This window comes from Mesorhizobium sp. L48C026A00 (assembly GCF_000502375.1).
GTDB lineage: Bacteria > Pseudomonadota > Alphaproteobacteria > Rhizobiales > Rhizobiaceae > Mesorhizobium > Mesorhizobium muleiense.
On record NZ_AYWU01000015.1, the window covers coordinates 227,726 to 250,351 of the forward strand.

General features: G+C 62.0%; 22 protein-coding genes. 10 read left to right on the forward strand and 12 right to left on the reverse strand.

Annotated features, from left to right (window positions below):
• Positions 1–74: 74 nt before the first annotated feature.
• Positions 75–839: a peptidoglycan-binding domain-containing protein gene (locus X738_RS65460; protein ID WP_023800832.1), complete on the reverse strand. Its 765-nt coding sequence runs from the start codon at positions 837–839 to the stop codon at positions 75–77.
• On the reverse strand, positions 814–2,553 hold the full coding sequence (locus X738_RS65465) for a PAS domain-containing sensor histidine kinase (RefSeq protein ID WP_023800833.1): 1,740 nt from the start codon (positions 2,551–2,553) through the stop codon (positions 814–816). The genes X738_RS65460 and X738_RS65465 overlap by 26 nt, the downstream gene beginning before the upstream one ends.
• 533 nt (positions 2,554–3,086) lie before the next feature.
• Here X738_RS65465 and X738_RS65470 point away from each other — a divergent pair.
• A complete protein-coding gene (locus X738_RS65470) occupies positions 3,087–3,437 on the forward strand; it encodes a DUF5330 domain-containing protein (protein ID WP_023800834.1) in 351 nt (116 codons plus the stop codon).
• A gap of 128 nt (positions 3,438–3,565) precedes the next feature.
• A complete protein-coding gene (locus X738_RS65475; RefSeq protein WP_023800835.1) occupies positions 3,566–3,994 on the forward strand; it encodes a SufE family protein in 429 nt (142 codons plus the stop codon).
• A 145-nt stretch (positions 3,995–4,139) separates the two neighbouring features.
• Here the strand turns inward: X738_RS65475 and X738_RS65480 are convergent, their stop codons facing one another.
• Together X738_RS65480 and X738_RS65485 are read right to left on the reverse strand one after the other, a co-directional pair.
• Positions 4,140–4,565 carry a MucR family transcriptional regulator gene (locus tag X738_RS65480; protein ID WP_023800837.1) on the reverse strand — a complete coding sequence of 142 codons (426 nt, stop codon included), beginning with the start codon at positions 4,563–4,565 and terminating at the stop codon, positions 4,140–4,142.
• Positions 4,566–4,984: 419 nt separating this feature from the next.
• The gene (locus X738_RS65485) at positions 4,985–5,353 is read right to left on the reverse strand and encodes a hypothetical protein (RefSeq protein WP_023800838.1); all 369 of its coding nucleotides are present in this window, start codon (positions 5,351–5,353) and stop codon (positions 4,985–4,987) included.
• A gap of 118 nt (positions 5,354–5,471) precedes the next feature.
• Here X738_RS65485 and X738_RS65490 point away from each other — a divergent pair, with 118 nt between their 5' ends.
• Both X738_RS65490 and X738_RS65495 read left to right on the forward strand, forming a co-directional pair.
• Positions 5,472–7,622 (forward strand): S9 family peptidase, encoded by a 2,151-nt coding sequence (locus tag X738_RS65490; protein WP_023800839.1) that lies wholly within the window; start codon positions 5,472–5,474, stop codon positions 7,620–7,622.
• Between the two features lie 159 nt (positions 7,623–7,781).
• Positions 7,782–8,165, forward strand: coding sequence for an SET domain-containing protein (locus X738_RS65495; protein ID WP_023800840.1), 384 nt, complete (start codon positions 7,782–7,784; stop codon positions 8,163–8,165).
• Positions 8,166–8,194: 29 nt separating this feature from the next.
• Here the strand turns inward: X738_RS65495 and X738_RS65500 are convergent, their stop codons facing one another.
• The 4 genes from X738_RS65500 to X738_RS65515 form a co-directional block, all read right to left on the reverse strand.
• Entirely contained in the window at positions 8,195–9,145 is a 951-nt protein-coding gene (locus X738_RS65500; protein ID WP_023800841.1) for a cytochrome c, read from the reverse strand.
• Positions 9,146–9,154: 9 nt separating this feature from the next.
• On the reverse strand, positions 9,155–9,598 hold the full coding sequence (locus X738_RS65505; protein WP_023800842.1) for a c-type cytochrome: 444 nt from the start codon (positions 9,596–9,598) through the stop codon (positions 9,155–9,157).
• 198 nt (positions 9,599–9,796) lie between these two features.
• Positions 9,797–10,393, reverse strand: a complete 597-nt coding sequence (locus X738_RS65510) for a superoxide dismutase (RefSeq protein WP_023800843.1) — start codon at positions 10,391–10,393, stop codon at positions 9,797–9,799.
• A 107-nt stretch (positions 10,394–10,500) separates the two neighbouring features.
• Positions 10,501–11,379 carry a branched-chain amino acid aminotransferase gene (locus X738_RS65515; protein ID WP_023800844.1) on the reverse strand — a complete coding sequence of 293 codons (879 nt, stop codon included), beginning with the start codon at positions 11,377–11,379 and terminating at the stop codon, positions 10,501–10,503.
• A gap of 157 nt (positions 11,380–11,536) precedes the next feature.
• On the opposite strand from X738_RS65515, the gene X738_RS65520 reads away from it, so the two are divergent.
• Positions 11,537–12,199 (forward strand): haloacid dehalogenase type II, encoded by a 663-nt coding sequence (locus tag X738_RS65520; RefSeq protein WP_023800845.1) that lies wholly within the window; start codon positions 11,537–11,539, stop codon positions 12,197–12,199.
• Between the two features lie 229 nt (positions 12,200–12,428).
• A complete protein-coding gene (locus tag X738_RS65525; RefSeq protein WP_023800846.1) occupies positions 12,429–13,253 on the forward strand; it encodes a L,D-transpeptidase in 825 nt (274 codons plus the stop codon).
• A 120-nt stretch (positions 13,254–13,373) separates the two neighbouring features.
• Here X738_RS65525 and X738_RS65530 read toward each other — a convergent pair whose 3' ends face one another.
• On the reverse strand, positions 13,374–14,921 hold the full coding sequence (locus X738_RS65530) for a helicase HerA-like C-terminal domain-containing protein (RefSeq protein WP_023800847.1): 1,548 nt from the start codon (positions 14,919–14,921) through the stop codon (positions 13,374–13,376).
• 257 nt (positions 14,922–15,178) lie between these two features.
• Between X738_RS65530 and X738_RS65535 the strand changes: the two genes are divergently transcribed.
• The 4 genes from X738_RS65535 (at position 15,179) to X738_RS65550 (ending at position 19,417) form a co-directional block, all read left to right on the forward strand.
• Positions 15,179–16,618, forward strand: a complete 1,440-nt coding sequence (locus X738_RS65535; RefSeq protein WP_023800848.1) for a methylmalonyl-CoA mutase subunit beta — start codon at positions 15,179–15,181, stop codon at positions 16,616–16,618.
• Entirely contained in the window at positions 16,615–18,738 is a 2,124-nt protein-coding gene (gene scpA / locus X738_RS65540; RefSeq protein WP_023800849.1) for a methylmalonyl-CoA mutase, read from the forward strand. Before X738_RS65535 ends, scpA begins: the two co-directional genes overlap by 4 nt.
• Before the next feature lie 71 nt (positions 18,739–18,809).
• Positions 18,810–19,031: an AbrB/MazE/SpoVT family DNA-binding domain-containing protein gene (locus X738_RS65545; protein ID WP_023800850.1), complete on the forward strand. Its 222-nt coding sequence runs from the start codon at positions 18,810–18,812 to the stop codon at positions 19,029–19,031.
• Positions 19,028–19,417 (forward strand): type II toxin-antitoxin system death-on-curing family toxin, encoded by a 390-nt coding sequence (locus X738_RS65550; protein WP_023800851.1) that lies wholly within the window; start codon positions 19,028–19,030, stop codon positions 19,415–19,417. Before X738_RS65545 ends, X738_RS65550 begins: the two co-directional genes overlap by 4 nt.
• Before the next feature lie 122 nt (positions 19,418–19,539).
• Here the strand turns inward: X738_RS65550 and greA are convergent, their stop codons facing one another.
• The 3 genes from greA to X738_RS65565 all read right to left on the reverse strand — a co-directional run bounded on the left by greA (position 19,540) and on the right by X738_RS65565 (position 22,482).
• Entirely contained in the window at positions 19,540–20,013 is a 474-nt protein-coding gene (gene greA, locus X738_RS65555) for a transcription elongation factor GreA (RefSeq protein ID WP_023800852.1), read from the reverse strand.
• 168 nt (positions 20,014–20,181) lie between these two features.
• A complete protein-coding gene (locus X738_RS65560) occupies positions 20,182–21,186 on the reverse strand; it encodes an asparaginase (RefSeq protein WP_023800853.1) in 1,005 nt (334 codons plus the stop codon).
• 129 nt (positions 21,187–21,315) lie between these two features.
• The gene (locus tag X738_RS65565) at positions 21,316–22,482 is read right to left on the reverse strand and encodes an acetyl-CoA acetyltransferase (protein WP_023800854.1); all 1,167 of its coding nucleotides are present in this window, start codon (positions 22,480–22,482) and stop codon (positions 21,316–21,318) included.
• Between the last annotated feature and the right edge of the window lie 144 nt (positions 22,483–22,626).

Below are 22,626 nucleotides of genomic sequence, written 5' to 3' on the forward strand. Positions count from 1 at the left end.
CATTCTGAAAGACATCGGACGGTACTTAGAGCGCTTTGCGTTTGGGTGAAACCAAAACCGCGCGCCTGCGCCCATCAGTTGGTCAGGCCGATCTCGCGCATCTTGACGTAGACGACCTCGTCAGGTTCGCCGGTCTCAGGCAGGCCGAACAGCGACTGGAACTCCCTGATCGCTGCCTTGGTGCGGGCCCCGACCACGCCATCGAGCTGCATGTCGTCATTGCCGAATGCCTTCAACCCGGCCTGGATCTTGATGATGCGGGCGTCGGGTGCCTGCGCCGACGCATCTGCCGGCGAAGCCGAGACGGGAATCGCGGCCATGTCGTCCGGACGGGGTGCCGGATGTGGCACGACCGTCGAGGCGGTTGGCATGGCGCCCAGTTGATCGAGCAGAATGCTGTCGATCTCGCCGGAAGCGTTGAGCCCGACCTTCTGCTGATAGGCTTGGATGGCCTTGCGCGTGTTGGGGCCGGAAATACCGTCAACGGTGCCGGAATAGAAATCGAGATCCTGCAATATGCCCTGGACCTGCTCGACGACCGGATCGCTCTTGATCGGGGCCGGGTCCGGCCGCACGATGTTGATGGTGGTTTCAGGCTCGTCGGCGCCGGCTCGAGGAAAGCCCTCCATGCTCCTAGTCGCAAAAAACGCGCCGGCATGAGGAAAAGGCTGATACCACAAAGCGTTCGCCGAGACGTAGAACAGCGTCACCAGGAAGGCGGTCGAACCACCAACCAGAACCGGATTGCGTGAAATCTGGCTGCCGAGGGCGACCGCGCTGCGTTGGAAGGCATTGCCGCGGCGCTTGACCGCCTTAGGCTGTTTTGCGGAGCGAGCCATGCCTGTCCCCTTTCGTCTCCGCCTTGGCTGCAGGCATCGGCAGTACGCCGGGCTTGTCGTTCGAACGTCCTTTCGGTCCGTTCACCGGCAAGCTGATCGTGACCGTGGTGCCCTCCCCCGGCATGCTTTCGATCGACATCGTGCCCTCGTGCAGCGCCACCAGACCCTTCACCAGCGACAGGCCGAGCCCGGTCCCCTCGAAGCGGCGCGTATAGTCGTTCTGGATCTGCATGAATGGCTTGCCGAGATTGGCAAAGTCTTCCTCGGCGATGCCGATGCCGGTGTCCCTGACCCAAAAATGCAGTCGCGAGCCGATCCGCTTGGCGCCGACGACGACATCGCCGCCATCGGGCGTGAACTTGATGGCGTTGGAGACGAGGTTGATGAGTATCTGCTGCACGGCACGACGGTCGGCGTTAATCTCGCCTGCATCCGGTGCGATCTGGGCCTGAAGATCGATGTTCTTTGCCTCGGCCTGCAAGCGCATCATCGACTGGCACATTTCGACCGCTTCCACGAAACGGAAGGGTTCTGGCTCGGTCGCGTAGGCGCCGGCTTCGATCCTCGACACGTCGAGTATCGAGGTGACGACGGCAAGCAGATGCTGGCCGGACTCCTTGACCAGGCCGACATATTCCTTCTGGCGCGGGTCCTTGAAGGTGCCGAACATCTCATGCAGCAGCATGTCGGAAAAACCGATTATGGCGTTCAACGGCGTGCGCAGCTCGTGGCTGACGACCGCCAGAAACCGTCCCTTTGCCACTTCGGCAGACGCGGCCGCCTCTTTCGCAGCGGCTAGCTCTTCGCGCAAGCCGGCGAGTTCGTAGTTGTCGCGCAGGACGAACGTGAGGACGTCCTGCTGCTCTTCCCCCCGCGCCAATTCAAGCGAAAACGGCCGGTAATTGTCCGCCGTCGGGCCGTTGCAGTTTTGCGGCAGCCGGACGCGAAGATCCAGCCGGCGCGCCGGCGCGCCATCGCGCATGTCGGCCAGCGCGCTGAGGTATGCGACGCGATCGGACAGGTGGATGCGGTCGAACAGGCCGGTACCGAACAGCAGTTCCGGCTGCAGCTTGAGGATCGTGCGCGCCTTTGCCGACGCATCCAGAACCTCGCCATGCCTGCCGGCCCGCAGGACAACGGCGTCGATGATGTTCTCGAGCCGGTCGTCGGTCGCCGGATCAAGCTGCGCGCCGGCCGGGCTGCCAAGCGCTGCGACGCGGGGAATGAGAGTGAGCGCCCAGGCCAGCGGCAGCAGCCAATGCCAAGCGGCGATTTCCGCCGGGCCGAACGGAAAGACAGAACCGGCAAAAGCCTGCAGCAGGATAGCGACACATGCGGATAGGGCACCCCAGAATGCAGCGCGACGAGACGCGCCGATCCACCAGGCTTCGAACGGCAGCGCCACGACAAGCATGGCGACCGGCGAGGCCATCCCGCCCGCCGCGGCAATGATACCGGCAAGAGCAAGACTGCCCATCACCAGGGCGACCTGGCCGGCGAACGCCATCTTGCCCGATGCTGCCACCAGCAAGGCAGCAAACCAGCAGAGGCCGAACGTCGCAAAGATCGCAGCCATGGTCACGGCCACGCCCATGCCCGAGGTGACCAGCGTGACTGCTGCGCCTGCGGCAAAGAACGGAGCGGCCAGCATGACACCGATAAACCGCCTCTGGCACCGGCGGTCGTTCTGTCCGAGGATCGACGGATGAACCATACGTTCGCAACCGGCTGCCATCGCGCCGGGCAACTCAACGTATCTGGCCCTTATCGAACTCAACTCAACGCACTCGCACCTGGTCGTGAACAGCCCTGCTTCGCAGTTGCTTTTGTCGATCTGAAACTCGCATCCAGCGTTTAAGGAATGGATAAGGCAGGACCGATCAATGCCCGGCCTGAGGCAGATATTGGGAGGCCGGCACGGGGCAAACCTTGGCAATTGCGGCCATAGTAAATGGAGCGTTATCCGCGCGAACCGCCCTCCCGCCTTTGACAGTCGCCCCCGGTAAGCCGTGCTTCTGGGAAATACATAAGGAAAACAGCTGGATAGATGGTTAAGCTTAAGTGAAGAAAATCGGCTGGATTTGAGACAAATCCATTGCAAAATGCTTCGTTTCGAATTTGCCTAAAATTTGAGGAAAATTTTCGCTGACCGGGCAAGCCGTCCTTTGCGCGTCCATGCCACTATCGTATCCATAAAGAGGTCATGTCGCATGAACGCATGATCCGGTCACGAATGAGGGCATACAGATGGGCTTTCTGATCAGAATGGCTTTCTGGTTTTCGCTGGTGCTTCTGGCGCTGCCGCTGAATGTCGGCTCCGACGAGACCGGCCACCAAAGCGTCGGGCCGATCCAGGCGTTGTTTGCGGCACGCGAAGCCGTCGGCGACATTGCCGGCATATGCGAGCGCAAGCCCGACGTCTGCGAGACCGGCAAGTCCGCAATGCACACGATCACCGCCCGGGCCAGGGAGACAGCCAAGATCGCGGCCGCCATGTTGGACGACAAGACCGCCGAACCCGACACGGCGACAACGACCGGCAGCGTGCCCGAAGACATCGTGTTGCCGGCGAAAGTCGATTTGCCGGCGAAAAACTGAGATATTTTTCAGCGCATCTGTCACAGCACCGCAGCCCGTCCGCCCTAAAGCGTTTTGGCCGGCCTCACGCGACGCGCTTTTCCTCTTTTTCCGTGACGCGGCGCCGCCGGATGATTATATCCGGGGCTATGACCACGACGATCCAAACGATCCGCGACGACTTCTCCCTGCTTGACGAGTGGGAAGACCGCTATCGCTATGTGATCGAACTGGGCGAGGCCCTACCGCCATTTCCCGACGAGGAACGCAACCCTGCCAACAAGGTGCCCGGCTGCGTCAGCCAGGTCTGGCTGACCACCGAGTATGGTCCGGGGCCCGACCCAGTCGTCACCTTCGCCGGCGATTCGGACGCCCATATCGTGCGCGGCCTCGTCGCTATCATGCTGGCGCTGTTTTCCAGACGACCCGCCAGCGAGATCCAGAAAACCGATGCGGAAGCCACGCTGAAGGCACTTGGCCTCGACGAGCACCTGTCGCCGCAACGTGCCAATGGTCTTCGTTCCATGGTCAAGCGCATCAAGCGCGACGCAGAGGCGGCCTTGAAGCAGACGGCCTGATCAGACGAACAGCGCGCGATGGCCCGACATGATCGGAGCCGCACATGTCGCAACGCATATCGATTGCTCCAGCATCGCCCCAAGATCAAAACGGCGCCCTGAGGCGCCGTTGATCATCTAACCCAGGTTGGGAAGAGAGCCGGTATCAGCGCCCCTTGCGCTTGCGGCCGAGACCCATCTTCTTGGCGAGCTGTGAGCGGGCGGCAGCATAGTTGGGAGCAACCATCGGGTAGCTGGCGTCCAGGCCCCATTTTTCACGATACTCGTCGGGCGTCAGACCGTAGTGGGTCATCAAGTGACGCTTCAGCGACTTGAACTTCTTGCCGTCTTCAAGACAGACGATGTAGTCGTCATGGACGGAGCGTTTCGGGTTTACTGCCGGCTTCTGCTTGTCGGCAGGAGGCTGTTCACTGGCCCCGCCCACGCGCCCGAGGGCGGCATGGACATCGGCGATGAGGCTAGGCAGTTCGCCGACCGGCACCGGATTGTTGCTGACATAGGCGGCCACGACATCGGCCGTCAATTCGATCAGCGCATCACTATTTCTGGAAGGTGTTTCGATAATGTCCATGGCTTCCTGGCCCCAACGTGAGTTGTTTCTACCTGCGCCCTATTTTTGATAGGTCGGGCATCGCGCGAAATTTTTGCAGGAAAGAGCCTCTGCGATTCGCGTCGCAGCATCCTAATGAGCCACTAAACCAAGTAAGTCAATTCGCTTCTTGCGCTGTATTCATCGATGGCAATAAAATATTCGACGATCAGCTTCAACCTTTCGTGCACTCTGTAACTTTGCGATATTTTCTGGGCAGACCAGCAGCGGCGGACGCCCAGTCAAGCTGCCGTTACATCCATGAGAGCAGTAAAAAAATCTCAATGCTTGGCTATGCTTGGTTGTGGCGTAGGCTATCTGGTTGTTTTTAGAATCTACAAAACCATAGGTTGCGATTTGCTTTTGCAAGCAAGCCGGCACCGCGGACCGGCACCGATCCATCAATGTGGGGTGATGTATTTTCCGTAGACCCAGCCGGTGACGAAATTGCCGTTCTGGGCCGGATCGTGCCAGACTTCGCACCAGCGATAGCGGATCTTCTGTTCCTGCTTCCAAACCGGCTGTTTGCCGATGTCGAGCAGGTTTATGCCGCCGGTGCATCTCCCGGTCATCTGCAAAACAGCACCGTTGGGATAGGCGGCCTGCCTCTGGGACGATCCCGCCGGATACTTGCGCACGTTGAGCGTGTCGCCAAACGGAAGGTTGGTCACTTGCCAAGCTGCGAACACGGTTGCATGAGATTGGCCGATAAAGGCCAAGACTGTCGAAGCGACGGCGAAAGCCGCAGCAGCGTGAAAACGGAACTTCATTTTTCCCTCTCCTCCGGCTCATCTTCTGGAGCCCGGCGCAAACATATACTCCGGCTCTTGAACCTGCGCTGATCGGCGTGTTCATTCTCCATACAAGTAACTTCCACAGCGAGACGCAATGACCCGAACCCCAGCATTTCCGACTGTCAGCCCGCCGCAACCAGAGAAGCGACCGGTCTTCGATGTGCACCATGGAGTGACGCGGACGGACGACTATGCCTGGCTGAGAGCCGACAACTGGCAAGAGATGTTCAGGGATCCGTCGCTGCTCGACGCCCAGATCCGCGCCCATCTCGAAGCCGAGAACGTCTATCAGGCAGCCCTCATGGCCGAGACCGCCCAGGTGCGGAAGCAGCTTTTCAAGGAGATGAAGGGCCGCATCAAGGAGGACGATTCGTCCGTGCCGATGAAGGATGGGCCGTACGCCTATGGGTCATCTTTCAAGCTTGGCGGCGAGCAGCCGCGTTATTTCCGCACGCCGCGCGAGGGCGGCGACCAAGAGATCCTGCTCGACGGCGATCTCGAGGCCGAAGGAAAGGCCTATTTCCGCCTCGGCGGTGTCGACCATTCGACCGACCACCGCAAGCTTCTGTGGGCCTTCGACGACAAGGGTTCCGAATTCTACACGCTTCGCGTCCGCGACCTCGCCGACAGCAACGATCTGGCCGACAGGATTCCGGATACCGGTGGCGGCGGCGTGTGGGATGCCGGAAATGACGGATTTTTTTACACCCGCCTCGATCCCAACCACCGTCCTTCCAAGGTGCTGTTCCATGCCCTTGGCGACAGTCCTGAGAACGACCGGCTGATCTACGAAGAAACCGATCCAGGTTTCTTCATGAATGTCGGCGGCACACGCTCCAACGAGTGGATCATGGTTGGCATCAACGACCACGAGACCTCGGAATATCGCATCATGAGCGCCAGCGAGCCGTTCGCCGAACCGAAGCTGGTTGCCCCGCGCGAGACCGGCCTGCAATACGACCTCGAAGAAGGTGGCGATATCTTCTTCATTCTCACCAACGCCGACGGCGCCAAGGATTTCAAGATCATGACTGCGCCGGCGAGCGACCCGGTGCGCGCCAACTGGCAGGAGTTGGTGCCGCACGAAGCGGGCCGGCTGATCCTTTCGGTGATCGGCTTCAAGGACCACATGGTCAGGCTTGAGCGCAAGGAAGGCCTGCCGCGCATCGTCGTGCATGACCGCAACAGCGGCGAGGAACACCTGATCTCCTTCGACGAGGAAGCCTTCTCGCTCGGCCTGTCGGGATCCTATGAATACGATACCGAGATCATGCGTTTTTCCTACTCATCCATGACAACGCCGGCGCAGGTCTTCGACTACAACATGCGGACCCGTGAGCGCGTGCTGCTGAAGACCCAGGAAGTTCCGTCCGGCCACGACCCGGACCACTACGTGACGCGGCGGCTGATGGCGCCCGCAGCCGACGGCGAACTGGTGCCGGTCTCGCTCATCCACCATCGCGACACGCCGCTCGACGGATCAGCGCCTTGCCTGCTTTACGGCTACGGCTCCTACGGCATCACGGTCCCGGCCGCCTTTAACACCAATTTGTTATCGCTGGTCGATCGCGGCTTCGTCTACGCGATTGCCCATGTCCGCGGCGGCAAGGACAAGGGCTATGGCTGGTACGACGACGGCAAGCGGGCGCACAAAATGAACACGTTCACCGATTTCATCGCAGCCGCCCACCATCTCGTCGCCGAACGCTATACGCAACATGACCGCATCGTCGGTCAGGGCGGCTCGGCCGGCGGCCTGCTGATGGGCGCCGTCGCGAATATGGCGCCGGAATGCTTCGGCGGTATTGTCGCCGAGGTTCCGTTCGTCGACGTGCTCACCACCATGCTCGACGCAACCCTGCCGCTGACGCCACCGGAATGGCCCGAATGGGGCAATCCGATCGCCTCGGAGGAGGACTACCGAACGATCGCCGCCTACTCGCCCTATGACAATGTCGCCGCGCTCGACTATCCGCCGATCCTGGCGCTTGCCGGCCTCACCGACCCGCGTGTCACCTATTGGGAGCCGGCCAAGTGGGTGGCGCGGCTGCGCGACCGCAAGATCGGCGACAATCCGGTGCTGTTCAAGATCAACATGGACTCCGGTCATGCCGGTGCATCCGGCCGGTTTTCCCGGCTCGAGGAAATCGCCTTCACCTATGCGTTTGCGCTGAAGGTGGCGGGCAAGGCCGACCTTGCCACCACAGCGCCGCCGACCCTGTTGGACGCACAGACGGCGCTGTAGGAGCTTGATCTTGCGCACCATCCCCACCAGCGGAAAATCGATTCTGGGTCAGGTCAGGTCGATTTTCCGCTCGCGATTGCCATAGCTGCGCGCTACCCAATGCGCGGCTTTTCGCAGCCGCGCCACCCAAAAATCATCCAGTCACGCCAAGGGTCCGCCATGTTGCTCGTCGACGTCTATCTCGACAAATCGCCCATCCAGGGCATCGGTGTCTTTGCCAAGAACCACATTCCCCGCGGCACACTGATCTGGAAGCTCCATCCCAATTACGACCGGCGCATCCCAGTCGAGGTCTATGAACGCGAAACCGGGCCGGTCAGAGCCTATCTCGATCGCTATTCTTATCCCGACCGGCGCGATCCAAACTTTGTCGTCTTCGAAGCCGACGACGCCCGCTACATGAACCATGCCGACGACCCGAATTGCGACGTCGCCTCGCCCGAGGAGACTTATGCACTGCGCGACATCGCGCCCGGCGAGGAAATGACCTGCAACTACAATCATTTCTTCGAGACCGGCTTCGATTTCCTCGGCGATCGCTGACGCGCCGCCATCCCGTCCGGCTCCCGGAATCAGTTCGCTGGCTGCTTGCGCGCCGGATAGCCGCTGGGATGCGGCGGTATCGCCTTGAGATAGGCTGATATCGCCGCCCGGTCCTCGGGCGTCAACTCGGCCAAGTTTCTCTGCACGTCGACCATGGCGCCACCGACGGAATCGAAATCCGGGGTGAAGCCGGTCTCCAGAAAGTAGGCTATGTCGGCCTCCGACCAGTCACCGAGCCCGCCTTCGCCCGAAGTGATGTTCGGCACGATGCCGCTGCCTTCGGCAGCGGTGGCTCCGGCCAGCCACTCGCTCTTCCTGGTGCCGCCAGCAAAATCGCGCGGCGTGTGGCATTCGCCGCAATGGCCGGGCCCTTCGACCAGGTAACGGCCGGCCATCACCGGATCCGGCGTGCCATCGGGGAAGGAAACCACCGGCTGGTCACTCAAATAGAGACGTTTCCACAGCCCGATGCCGCGACGGATGTTGAATGGGAACCCCAGCGAATTGGGCGGCGCCTTGCCCGCCACCGCCGGAAGCGTTTTCAGGAAGGCATGGAGATCGGCAATGTCGGCCGGCTTCATGCGTGCGTAGGACGCATAGGGAAACGCCGGATAGAAGTGCTCGCCGCTCGGCGACACGCCCTTCAGCATGGCGTTGGCGAGGTCTTCGACCGACCAGCCGCCGATACCGTCCGTGGCATCCTGCGAGATGTTCGGTGGCACGAAGATGCCGAACGGCGTCTTGAGTTCGAGACCGCCGGCCAGTTGAAGGCGGGCGTCGCCTTGCGAGCCTGGCTTCGCATGACAGGACGTGCAGCCGCCGGCATAAAAAATGCGCTTGCCCCTGGCGGCATCGCCGGGGCCGAGCTGCGCCAGAGCCTCGCTGTCGAGCCTGACCGGCGCCGACAGGAACCAGCCGGCAACCGCGCCGGCGACGCCCAGAACGAGGGCGGCGCCGACGAGTTTTTTCAGCAGGCGCATCGCCCGCTATCAGCCCTTCTTAATCCTGTATGTCTTGTGGCAGGTGCCGCAATCGCCGCCTATGGTGTTGAACCCCGCCTTGAAGGCATCGACGTCGGCAGGAGCGGCGGCCGCCGCAGCCTTGACGTCGGCGAGATATTTTTCTTCCACCGCCTTGAAGCCGGCCATATCGTCCCAGATTTTTGGGGCAGCTGTGGTGTCGCCGGTGTCGCTGCCAGCCGGGAAAAGAGTGTCGAGGTTTGCATGGAACTTCTCGGCGTTTGCCTCCAGCGCCTTCAACGCCGCCAGCACGGCCGCTGCGTCGTAAGGGGTCTCGCCCTTGACGACTTTCGACAATTGGCCGGCGATCTTTCCACGTTCCTTCATAATGGCCTGCCGCTCCTGGATCGGATCGGCAAACGCCGCCGAACCGGCGAAGGCGAGCATCGAGATGGCGAGGATAAGCTTTCTCATTCAACTGGCTCCATGGTGAAGATGTTTCGGGTGAAGGTCCGACTGATCCATAACGGCAAAACTGGCTTGAAAATTCCGGAAATTCGCCTCACGCTTGTGTGAATTTTTCGCGACGGTCGTTGGAAAAGGGCGGCCGATCATTTGGCACATAGAGAAAAGCCCCGGTTTTGCCGGGGCTCTTCTGCAACTCAGTCAGGCCTACGCCTTTTCGTAGAGCTCGAGGACATGGTCCCAGTTGATGAGATTGTCGACGAAGGCTTCGAGATATTTCGGCCGGGCGTTGCGATAGTCGATATAGTAGGAGTGCTCCCAGACATCGACGCCCAGGATCGGGGTCGCGCCATGGACCAGCGGGTTCTCGCCGTTCGGGGTCTTCGAGATCGCCAGCTTGCCGTCCTTGACCGAAACCCAGGCCCAGCCCGAACCGAACTGGGTGGTGCCGGCGGCGACGAAATCGGCCTTGAACTTGTCGTAACCGCCAAGATCGCTGTCAAACGCCTTTTGCAGCGCGCCGGGCAATTTGTTGCCGCCGCCGCCCTTCTTCATCCACTGCCAGAAGTGGATGTGATTGTAGTGCTGGCCGGCATTGTTGAAGAGCCCGGGGTTCTTGCCGAAGGATTGTTTCACAATCTCTTCGACCGACAAATCGCCGAGCCCGGCTTCGGCAGCCAGCTTGTTGCCGTTGTCGACATAGGCCTTGTGGTGCTTGTCGTGGTGATACTCCAGCGTCTCCTTCGACATGTAAGGCTGCAATGCCTCATAGTCATAGGGCAAGGCGGGCAATTCAAAAGCCATCGGTCGTACTCCTCGTGGAAAAAATCCGGTGTCGATACCGGACTAACATAGGTCTGGATTGGTGTGGAGCAACTCCGGAACGAAGCGCCGGTTCGCTTTTTAGCCAGTCAGCCGGCCGAAGTCGAATGCGCCCACTCCCAATAGAGTTCGCGCGCCTTTTTCGCTACAGGCCCGGGCTGGAGATTGCGATCCTCGATGCGGGTGACCGGCACGACTTTCGAGTGGTTTCCGGTCGAGAATATCTCGTCGGCTTCGAGGAATTCGCGCACCGACAGCGCCTTTTCGATGGTCTTGAAGCCATATTCGTCAAGCAGCGTCATCGTCCGCGAACGGGTGATGCCGGACAGGAACGTGCCGTTCGGCGCCGGCGTCAGGACATGGCCATCCTTGACCAGGAAAATGTTCGAGGTTCCGGTCTCGGCGACATTGCCCAGCATGTCGAGCACCAGCGCGTTGTCGAAGCCGCGCATCTTGGCTTCGAGGATGGCACGACCATTGTTGGGATAAAGGCAGCCGGCCTTGGCGTTGGTCGGCATGGTCTCGATGGTCGGGCGCCGGAACGGCGAGACGGTGACAGAAAAGCCTGCCGGCGAGATCATCGGCGATTCATAGAGGCAAAGGCAGAACCGGGTCGAGGCCGGATCTGCCGGCACGCCCATATAGCCACCATGTTCGGCCCAGTACATCGGCCTTATGTAGACCGCCGTCTTGCCGTCGAAGTTCTTCAGCCCGTCCCAGGTCAGCCCGACGATCTTTTCGGCGCTCATGGATGGTTTGAGACCAAGCGCGTTCGCCGAGGCGTTCACCCTGGCGGCGTGGCGGTCGAGGTCGGGGGCGACGCCCTCGAACCAGCGGGCGCCGTCGAACACGCTGGTGCCGAGCCACATGGCATGGCTGCGCGGCCCCAGAATGGCGACGTTGCCGTCATACCAGTCGCCATCCACGAAGGTCCATGTCGCGGATTGCGCCGCAGCCGCCAGTGTCATCGCTTGATTCCGCGTTTCAGAGCTGTCTTGTCTCGCCATTGGAAGATGCTTTGGCGTCTGCCGTCAACTGATATGGCTGAGATTTGTTAAGGCCAGCGGCATGCGAAATTGCAATCCGTGCTTGCGCCTGGCCTTGCCTCGCCGCAAAACTGTCACCATGCAACATGCGGCTTACGTTTTCGACGCTTACGGAACGCTGTTCGACGTGCACGCAGCCGTCCGCCGTCATGCCGACCAGATCGGACCGGACGGCCAGCTCCTGTCGGAGATCTGGCGCGCCAAACAATTGGAATATTCCTGGGTGAGGACGCTGATGGGCGCCTACGCCGATTTCTGGCAACTCACCGAACAGGCGCTGGATTTCGCCTTGCGCAAGGTTCCCTCCGCGGACAAGGGACTGAGGGCCAAGCTGCTCGACGCCTATTGGCGGCTGGACTGCTATCCGGAGGTGCCGGCCGTGCTCAAGGCGCTCAAAGCATCTGGCGCCAAGCTGGCGATCCTATCCAACGGCTCGCCTGAAATGCTGGAAGCGGCGGTCAAATCGGCCGCGCTCGACCAGGTTCTGGACGACATCTATTCCGTCGAGGCCGTCAAGCGCTTCAAGGCCGATCCGTCGGTCTACGACATGGTCACGACAGGCTGGCGTCTCTATCCGGGTGCGGTGTCGTTTCAGTCATCCAACCGCTGGGACGTCGCCGGCGCCACCAAATTCGGGTTCCGGACAGTCTGGATCAACCGCTCCGACCAGCCCGAGGAATACCGGGACTTTCCGCCGGCCCTGATCCTGCCCTCGCTCGAAGGCCTGCTCGCCGCAGGCTGACACATGAGCCCAAATCGGAATCGATTTTTGGAAAGGATCATTACGCGCGGCGCTGCGGGCCTGTTGCCTCGGCGCAACAGGGGCTGAACCGTCACAGCTTTGCCTTTGTTTGTTCACCCTCAGGCCAGAATCGGAACCGCCTATCGCGCCAGGCATTGGTAGGGCTGGCGCGCCGCAGTGATTGGCGTATTCATGTTCTGTTTCGATATGAGACTTAAAAAAGGCAACGATGTTCACAACCGAAATCGACTCCTATCGCCTAAGCCGTCGCGGCTTTCTCAACGCCGCTGCGCTCGGCGCCGCCTCGATTGCGGTTTCCGCCTGCACCACGACGGCAGGCCGGCCTGTCGAGCCGCCGCCGCCTGCCAACGTCGAGCCGCCGCTCATGGACTATGCAACAATGTACGGTCCGGTCAGCGACAATGGGTTCGAGCTGCCGGGCATACCCTACGAGAAAATCGACGAGCAATTTCTGCGTCAGATCGTTCCCGATCCGACCGGCCAAGCGCCCGGCACCATCGTCGTCGATACGGCCGGCCACCACCTCTATTTCGTGCGTCCGGGCGGACAAGCCATTCGTTATGGGGTCGGGCTGGGTCGCGCCGGTTTCGAATGGTCTGGCGATGCCGTCGTCCAGTGGAAGCAGAAGTGGCCGAAATGGACGCCGCCGGCCGAAATGATCGCCCGCCAGCCCGAGTACGCAAAATACAGCGCCGAGAATGGCGGCATGCCCGGCGGGCTCACCAATCCGCTCGGAGCGCGGGCGCTGTATCTCTTCGAGGGCAACGAGGACACGCTGTACCGCCTGCACGGCTCGCCGGAGTGGTTTTCCATAGGCAAATCAGTGTCATCTGGCTGCGTTCGCTTGATAAATCAGGACATTATCGACCTTTATGACCGTGTGCCCAACAAGACGCCGGTGATCGTTACCTCCGGTGTCGGTCAGGAACTGGTTGCCACGGCAGACCGCAAAGCCATTCCAATCGATGCGGGCGTCCCGGAAGGATCGATCCTGCTCGGCCCGGCAAGGGCGATCTCGGACCCGGTCTTCTGAGCTGGTCGAAGGCGCTGGAGCGGCGGACTTTCGGCGCCGCGAATTTCCGGTCCGATGCTTTTCCCCGAGCATCGGATTCTCGCAAAACCGGTGCCCGGTTTTGGGTCCGATGCGGTGCTTTCAGCGCCGCCCCCTGGCCAGGCTGCCGAGGATGCCGCGCACGATCGCCCGTCCAACCGACGTGCCGACCGAGCGAACCACCGATTTGATCGCCGCCTCCGCCACCGTTTGGCGATTGGACGCTCGTGGCGCCGGTGCCCGCCTGCCGCCGGTGGGCTGGGGCGCGGGATCGTCATTGCCGAAGCCTGGAATGGTCCAGCGCGAGCCGCCGCTCTCCTGCTGCTGCGCCTCCGCGTCCAGAGCGTCCTTGGCTTTTTTCTGCAGCATCTCGAAAGCCGATTCACGATCGACGGTCTGGTCGTACTGTCCCACAACCGGGCTCTCGGTGATCAGCGTGCGGCGCTCGTCAGGCGTGATCGGGCCAAGTCGCGACGACGGCGGGCGAACCAGCGTCCGCTGGACCATGGACGGAACACCTTTGGCTTCCAGCGTCGAGACCAGCGCCTCGCCAGTGCCGAGCTGCGTGATCACGGTAGCACAGTCGAAGTCGGGATTGGGCCTGAACGTCTCGGCGGCGGTCCTCACGGCCTTCTGCTCCCGTGGCGTGTAGGCGCGCAGGGCGTGCTGCACCCGGTTGCCGAGCTGGGCCAGAACGGTTTCGGGGATATCCAGCGGATTCTGGGTGACGAAGTAGACGCCGACGCCCTTCGAACGGATCAGGCGGACCACCTGCTCGACGCGGTCGATCAGCACCTTCGGCGCGTCGTCGAACAGAAGGTGCGCCTCGTCGAAGAAGAAGACCAGCTTTGGCTTGTCGGGATCGCCGACTTCGGGCAGCTCCTCGAACAGTTCCGACATCAGCCACAACAGGAATGTCGCATAGAGCCGGGGATTCATCATCAGCTTGTCGGCGGCCAGCACGCTGATCGCGCCGCGCCCGTCGCGGGTAGTGCGCATGATGTCGGCGATCCGCAATGCCGGCTCGCCGAAGAAATTCGTCGCGCCCTGCTGCTCCAGAACCAGCAGCGTGCGCTGGATTGCGCCAACCGAAGGTTTCGTCACATTGCCGTAGCGAGCGCCGATTCCTTCGGCACGTTCGGCGATGTTGGCAAGAAGCGCTTGCAGGTCCTTCAGGTCCAGCAGCAACAAGCCTTCCTCGTCGGCGATGCGGAAGGCGATGTTCATGATGCCTTCCTGCGCCTCGGAAAGGTTCATAAGCCGCGACAGCAGCAGCGGCCCCATTTCCGAGACGGTGGCGCGGATCGGATGGCCCTGCTCGCCGAAAAGATCCCAGAATATGACCGGAAATTCCTGGAAATCATAGGGATCGAGCTTGACCTGCTCGGCGCGCTTGACCAGAAAATCCTGTGCCGCGCCCATCATGGCGATACCGGACAGGTCGCCCTTGATGTCGGCGCAGAAGACCGGCACGCCGGCATTGGAGAAACCTTCCGCCAAAATCTGCAAGCTCACGGTCTTGCCGGTGCCGGTCGCGCCGGTGACCAGGCCATGACGATTGCCATACTGAAGCAGCAGGTTTTCGGCGCGCTGGTAGCTGTCATCAGGCTTTCGGCTGGCTCCGATGAAAATACTGGTGTCGTCAGCCATGTGTCGGGTCTCCGCAACCTGAAGTGTTGAATGCCCTGATCTATTGAAAGTAGCGGGGCTCGCCGCAGGTATAATGACGCCATTGCGCAGCGACAATGGCCATGGTCGAAATTGGGTTTTGGAGCTTGCGGATTTTGCGCATGTTTGGCAATCGGTTGACGGTTCACCGTCGCAGGGCCCGTGTTGCATTGTGATATGCGACGGGGAACCGTAGACTGACGTTCCAGGCCTATCGGCCGAGAAGACGAGGAGAGCGGATGGCCGGTGCCTTGAACCACGATGCCGAACTTCCGAACCCTGACCGGCAGCGGTGGCTGGCCCTTGCGGAAAAAGCCCTGGCCGGCGGATCCTTCGAGGAAAAACTCGTATCCCATACGGACGATGCCATCCGCATCGAACCGCTTTATGATCGTTCGGTCACCGCAGAGCCTCTCCCACGGGCAAACCCCGGATCGCCGTGGATCGTCAGCCAGCGTATCGACGATCCGGATGTCGGCCGCGCCAAAGCCCAGGCCCTGGAGGACGTCGCACAGGGCGCCACCGGATTGTCGCTTGTCTTCGAAGGCGCGCCGAATGCGTTCGGCTACGGCCTGCCGAGGACTGCCGAGGCGCTGGAGACCGTGCTGGACGGCGTGCCGCTCAACCGCATCCAGGTCCGCATCGACGCGCATCCCTGGAGCCGCGCCGTGGCCGACTGGCTGGTTGCGTTCTTGAGCAAGCGCCGGTCAGACCCGGCAAAGCTCAACCTGTCCTTCGGCATCGACCCGGCGGCGATCTTTGCCGGAACCGGCCGGTTGCGGATGTCGATCGAGGCCCTGCAGGCGTCGATGCCGCAGTCCCTGGCGCACTTTTTCTCGATGGGCGTGCCCGGGGTCCTGCTGGAGGCAGACGGACGCGTCTTCCACAATGCCGGTGCCACCGAAGCGCAGGAGCTGGGCACCATGATGGCTTCGGCGGTCTCCTATCTCCGGATGTTTGAGGAGGCGCGCCAGCCGCTTGTCTATGCGGCGCCCCATATCGGCTTTGCGCTGAGCGTCGACCAGGACCAGTTCGTATCGATGGCCAAGGTCAGGGCCCTGCGCAGGCTGTGGGCGCGGGTCCAGGAGGCATGCTCGATCTCCGCCGCCACCGCCAACATCCATGCCGAGACATCGTTCCGCATGATGACCTCGGCGGATCCGGAGACGAACATCCTGCGCACCACGATCGCCGCTTTTGCCGCGGCAGCCGGCGGGGCGGACTCGGTCTCCATCCTGCCTCATACGATCGCGCATGGCCTGCCGGCGGGCTTTGGCCGCCGTGTTGCCCGCAATACGCAACTGATCATGGCCAACGAAAGCCATATCGATCATGTCGCAGACCCTGCTTGCGGTTCGGGCGCCGTTGAAGCGCTGACTGGCGAACTCTGTGAAGCTGCGTGGGAAGAATTCCAGCGGATCGAGGCGGAAGGCGGCGTGCTGTCCAGCCTGCAGCAAGGACACATCCAGAAACGGGTTCAGGCGGCCGCCGCCCGCCGCAATGCCGCCTATCAGGCGGGCGACCGGGCCATCATCGGCACGACGCTTCACCCGTCGAAGATCGAACGTCCGGTCGAAACCTTGGCGGCGGAGCGGCGGCCCTCGGTCACCGAGGGCGTCGCGGTGTGCGAGCCGCTGTTTCCGATCCGTATCGATCAATCGATCGGAGCAGCATCATGATTCCGGATTTCAGCCAGATCGGCTGGTCGGCGCCGCGCCGGGCGCCGATTGAGGTCAAGGGCCAGCGGATGACCCCGGAAGGACTGGCCATCAAGCATCTGTACAACCAGGGCGACCTCAAGGGGTTGCCGCATCTCGACACTTATCCGGGCCTGCCGCCATTCGTGCACGGCCCCTACCCGACCATGTATGTCCAGCAGCCGTGGACGATCAGGCAATATGCCGGCTTCTCGACGGCGGAAGAGTCGAACGCCTTTTACCGGCGCAACCTCGCGGCCGGCCAGAAGGGACTGTCGGTCGCTTTCGACCTTGCCACGCATCGCGGCTACGACAGCGATCATCCGCGCGTTGCCGGTGATGTCGGCATGGCAGGCGTCGCCATCGATTCCATCCTCGACATGCGCCAGCTCTTCGACGGCATCCCGCTTGACGAGATGACGGTGTCGATGACCATGAACGGCGCGGTGCTGCCAATCATGGCGCTCTACATCGTCGCCGCGGAAGAACAGGGCGTTGCGCAAAAGGACCTCGCCGGGACCATTCAGAACGACATTCTGAAAGAGTTCATGGTGCGCAACACCTACATCTATCCGCCAAAACCTTCGATGCGGATCGTGTCGGACATCTTCTCCTATACGTCGCAGCACATGCCGAAGTTCAATTCGATTTCGATCTCCGGCTATCACATGCAGGAGGCAGGGGCGACCGCCGACCTCGAGCTCGCCTACACGATCGCCGATGGAATCGAATATGCCCGCGCCGGTGTCGCGGCGGGTCTCGATATCGACCGTTTTGCGCCGCGCCTGTCCTTCTTCTGGGCGATCGGCATGAACTTCTTCATGGAGGTCGCCAAGCTGAGGGCAGCCCGCCTTTTGTGGTCGACCCTGATGCTGAAGAACTTCTCGCCGAAGGACGAGCGCTCGCTGTCGCTGCGCACCCATTGCCAGACTTCGGGCTGGTCGCTAACGGCGCAGGACCCTTACAACAACATCATTCGCACCATGATCGAGGCGATGGCGGCGACGCAGGGTCATACACAATCGCTGCACACCAACGCCTTCGACGAGGCGATGGCGCTGCCGACCGACCATTCGGCCCGCATCGCCCGCAACACGCAGCTCATCCTGCAAAAGGAATCCGGCACCACCCGCATCATCGACCCGTGGGGCGGCTCTGCCTATCTCGAACGGCTGACACATGACCTGGCGGCGCGCGCGCTTGCCCATATCGAAGAGGTCGAGAGCCTGGGCGGCATGGCCGCCGCAACCGAAAAAAACATACCGAAGCTGCGCATCGAAGAGGCCGCCGCGCGCACGCAGGCGCGGATCGATTCCGGCGAGCAGATCCTGGTCGGCGTCAACGCCCATCGTCCCGAGACGGATATCAAAGTCGACGTGCTGAAGATCGACAACGCCGAAGTCAGGGCCCGGCAATTGTCGAAACTGCAGCGGCTGAAAGGCACGCGCGACGTCGGCGCCGTCGAGAGCGCACTGAGTGCGCTGAGCCGGGCTGCGGAGAGCGGCGAAAATCTGCTGGAGTTCGCCATTCGCGCCGCACGCGCCAACGCCACGGTCGGCGAGATTTCACTGGCGCTGGAAAAGGTTTTTGGCCGCCATGTCGCCTCCGTCCAGACGATCTCCGGCGTCTATCGCAAGGCGCTCGGCGACAATCCGGCGGTCGATCGGCTGCAGGACAAGATCGTCGCGTTCGAGGAGAAGTCCGGCGGCAAGCCACGCATTCTCGTCGCCAAGATGGGACAGGATGGCCACGATCGCGGCCAGAAAGTGATCGCCACCGCCTTTGCCGATCTAGGCTTCGACGTCACCGTCGGGCCGATGTTCCAGACGCCGGACGAGATCGCCAGGCTTGGCGTCGAGCACGACGTGCATATCATTGGCGCCTCGTCGCTGGCCGCGGGTCATTTGACGCTCATTCCCGAACTCAGGGACGCGCTGAAGAAGCTTGGCCGCGACGATATGCTGATCGTCGCCGGCGGCGTCATCCCGCCGCAAGATCATGAGGCGGTACGGCAGGCGGGTGCTGTGGAAATCTTCCCGCCAGGCACCGTCATCCCGGAAGCGGCGGAGCGGCTGATGGATAGGCTGCTGCAGGCCGGCTGAACTTGTTATAATCCATGTTGCAACGACCGACAATTGGAGTTATAATTGGCGTTGCAACAAGGGTTGAATCCATGAACACGACCATTCGCAAAATCGGCAATTCCGAAGGCGTGATCCTGCCCAAGGAAATTCTCGATCACCTGAATCTGAAGGCCGGCGATCAGCTTGAGATCGTCGAAACGAGCAAGGGCATCGCCCTTCGGCCAGTGGACGACAGCTTCGAGCGGCAGATGGAAGCTGCTCGCCAAGTCATGGACAAATACAAAGTCGCGCTTCAGAAGCTCGCCGAATGAGCTGGGAGTTCCTGAGCCGGCGTGCGGTCGAAGCCATGCACGCCGAGCAGTTGCGTCGGCACGGCGGAGCGCACGGTTTGAGGGATGAGAATGCCCTCGAATCGGCGCTCGCCCGAGCCGAGAACAAGGCGAACTATGGTGATCCATCGATCGAGGATCTGGCGGCGGCCTATATCTTCGGCATCGCCAGAAATCACGCCTTTGTCGACGGCAACAAGCGCGCGGCCATCGTCGCCGCCGGCGCGTTCCTGATTGTCAACGGCTATGTGCTGACGGCCGACAACGGCACGATCTATGAGTTCGTCATGGGCGTCGCCGCCGGCGAAATCGACGAGGCGGGTGCTGCGGCGTTCTTCCGCGACCATGTCGTCAAGGTCGAGGGCTAATGTGCGTCGCGTTCGGGATGGATTCCCGCGACGCGCTTTAAGTTCTCGTTTTTATGCAGTCGCTATCGCAAAACCGCTGCGCACCCTCGGGTCAGGCCCGCATGCTTTTGGGGCGACATGCATTAGCTGTCGGAGAGCTTCACAATCTCCCACTCCCTGCCGTTCACCACGGCAATTTCGCCGACCTTCTTGCCGAACAAGGCCAAGGCCATCGGTGAAACATGGGAAATCGTCCCCTTGGCCGGATCGGCCTCATCCTCGCCGACAATCCTCCAGTGCACCTTCCTGCCGTCCTCGCCTTCCAGCGTGACGCCCATGCCGAAGCGAACCAGGTCGCTGCCCGGTTCCGGCACGGAAAGCTCGGCGCTTTCACGCCGCGCGGTCCAGTAGCGCAGGTCGCGCGAGATGAGCGCGATGCGCTCGCGGTCGGCCCTCTTTTCCGCTCTGCCCAGATCGTCGCGCAGGGCAGCCAGTTCGGCGTCGATCAGCGCCAGGCCGCGTTGCGTCACCAGATTGCGATGGTGGCTGATCGGCCGCTCGCCGATGCCGGCGATGGCGTTTTCGCTATCCTCTTCGCGCGTGAAGGCTCTGCTCATCAGTCGAGCTTATGCCTCGCGTGGCGACTCCACAAGCTATTGCCGGAAAACCGGATCTGCCGATCCGGCGTGACACGATTCCTGCGGCGCGACGGGAGGACGCTGGGAGTTTGTGTGGCTTTGCGCAACTGACCGTCGGACGCAATCATGCGAGCTGAATGCCCGTTCTCAGTCCAGCGCAGCAGTAGGGCGGAGTGAGCCGACCTTGGCGCCGATCCGGCTTTCTATGGGCGGATGTGCCTCTTCGGTCAGTATCGCCGCCAGCGCCTTGTCGGCGTGCAAAAACCTGGCCAGCACGGCCGCGACCGTGACTTCAGCGGCGCGGCCGGCGCCATCATCGCATTTCAGCGCAATGCCTAGGCCAAGCTCGGGAAGTGCCGCGCAATAGACGCCTTCGGCCCCTCCCTTCACAAAAATCCGGCCTGACGCGGCCTGCATCAGCGCAACATCAGCCCTGCCCGTGCCGGCGACCAGAAATGGCTCGGCCATGCAGGCGGAAAGCAGCCGCTTTGCGGCCTTGGCGCGCACGGGTTCAAAGCCGGCACCGGTCGCCATGCGGGCAAAGCCGAGCGCGAAGCTGCGTAGCGGCACGGCATAGGTCGGGATCGAGCAGCCGTCAGTGCCGCAATGATCGACATCATGGGCAGCACCGGTCACCGCTTGCATTGCATCGCGCACCATGTCCTGCGAGGCATGGCCTGATTTGACATAGCCGCGATGAGCAACGCCGGCGTGGACGCAGGTGCAGAGGAAGCCCGCATGCTTGCCGGAACAATTGTTGTGCAGCGCGTTTGGCAAATTGCCGTTGCTGGCCAGCGCAACGGTCGCGTCATGGCTGGACGGCCAATGCGCGCCGCATTCCAGTGCCGCCACGTCCAGCCCGGCCTTGGCCAGCATCGCCCGCGCCAGTTCGACATGCGCTGGCTCGCCGGAATGCGAAGCGCAGGCCAGCGCCAGTTCGCGGTCGCCGAAACCGTACGCATCGGCGGCGCCGCTTTCGACCAGCGGCAGCGCCTGGATCGCCTTGACCGCCGAGCGCGGGAACACCGGGCGAGCCGTATCGCCGATTTCCCAGACCGGCTTGCCATCGGCATCGAAGACCGCAATGGCGCCACGATGCGCGCTCTCGACCACGGCGCCGCGCAAAACTTCGACCAGAACCGGATTTGTCATGAATTCCCCGCTAACGCACGACCTCGAAAATCGGATTCGATTTTCGAAAAGGATCATGCGTAAAATCAAAGTGTTACAGCGTCCTTTGCGCGCCCGGAAGGGCGCGCGGCGCTGTAATGCGGGCGGGTTTTATCTGATCCGATCGAGAATGGAAACATAGTTGGCGACGGCGGCGCCGCCCATATTGAAGATGCCGCCGAGCTTTGCTCCGGGCACCTGGATGCCGCCGGCCTCGCCGACGAGCTGCATGGCGCTCAGCACGTGCATCGACACGCCGGTGGCGCCGATCGGATGGCCCTTGGCTTTCAGCCCGCCTGACGGATTGACCGGCAGCCGGCCGTCCTTCGCCGTCTCGCCGTCCAGCGCCAGTTTTGCGCCCTCGCCCGGTTTCGCCAGGCCCATCGCCTCATATTCGATCAGCTCGGCGATGGTGAAGCAGTCATGCGTCTCGACGAAGGACAGATCGTCGAGCGTCACACCGGCCTTGTTCAGCGCCTGGTTCCACGCCTGCTCGCAACCCTCGAATGCCAGGATGTCACGCTTCGACATCGGCAGGAAATCCTGCACATGCTCGTTGGCGCGGAAAGCGACGGCGCGGCGCATCTTCAATGCCGTCGCCGTGTCGGCAAGCACCAGCGCGGCGGCGCCGTCCGACACCAGCGAGCAGTCGGTACGCTTCAGGGGACCGGCGACGAAGGGGTTCTTCTCGCTCTCGTGCCGGCAGAACTCATAGCCGAAATCCTTGCGCATCTGCGCATAGGGATTGTCGACGCCGTTCCTGTGGTTCTTGGCGGCGATCATCGCCAGCGCGTCCGACTGGTCGCCATAGCGTTGGAAGTAGGCTTGGGCGATCTGGCCGAAAACGCCGGCGAAGCCTGCCGGCGTGTCGCCCTCCTCGGGCAAATAAGAGGCCTTGAGAAGATTCTTGCCGATTTCTGGACCTGATGTCGTCGTCATCTGCTCGGCGCCGACCACCAGCACGATGCGAGCCGCATTGGCGTCGATAGCGCGGATGCCTTGCCTGACCGCCGCCGAGCCGGTGGCGCAGGCGTTCTCGACGCGCGTCGCCGGCTTGAAGCGCAGCCGGTCATCGGCCTGCAGGACCAGGCTTGCGGTGAAATCCTGTGCGGAAAAGCCGGCATTGAAGTGGCCGAGCACGATCTCGTCGACCTCGTCCGGACCGATGCCGGCATGATCGAGCGCCTCGCTAGCCACCTTGGTGATGAGGCCCTCCAGTGTCTCGCCTTCGAGCTTGCCGAAGCGCGAATGCGCCCAGCCAACGATGCATGCTGTCATGGTTATCTCCATCCCTGCGGGCCGGGCTACGCGATGTGGCGGCGCGCTATCAACATTGTTCAAGAATGAACCGTTCCAGCGACTTCGTAAAGGGGCCAGAACCACACAACCACTTGATCTTGATATCTGGTCACGGCAGCTGAC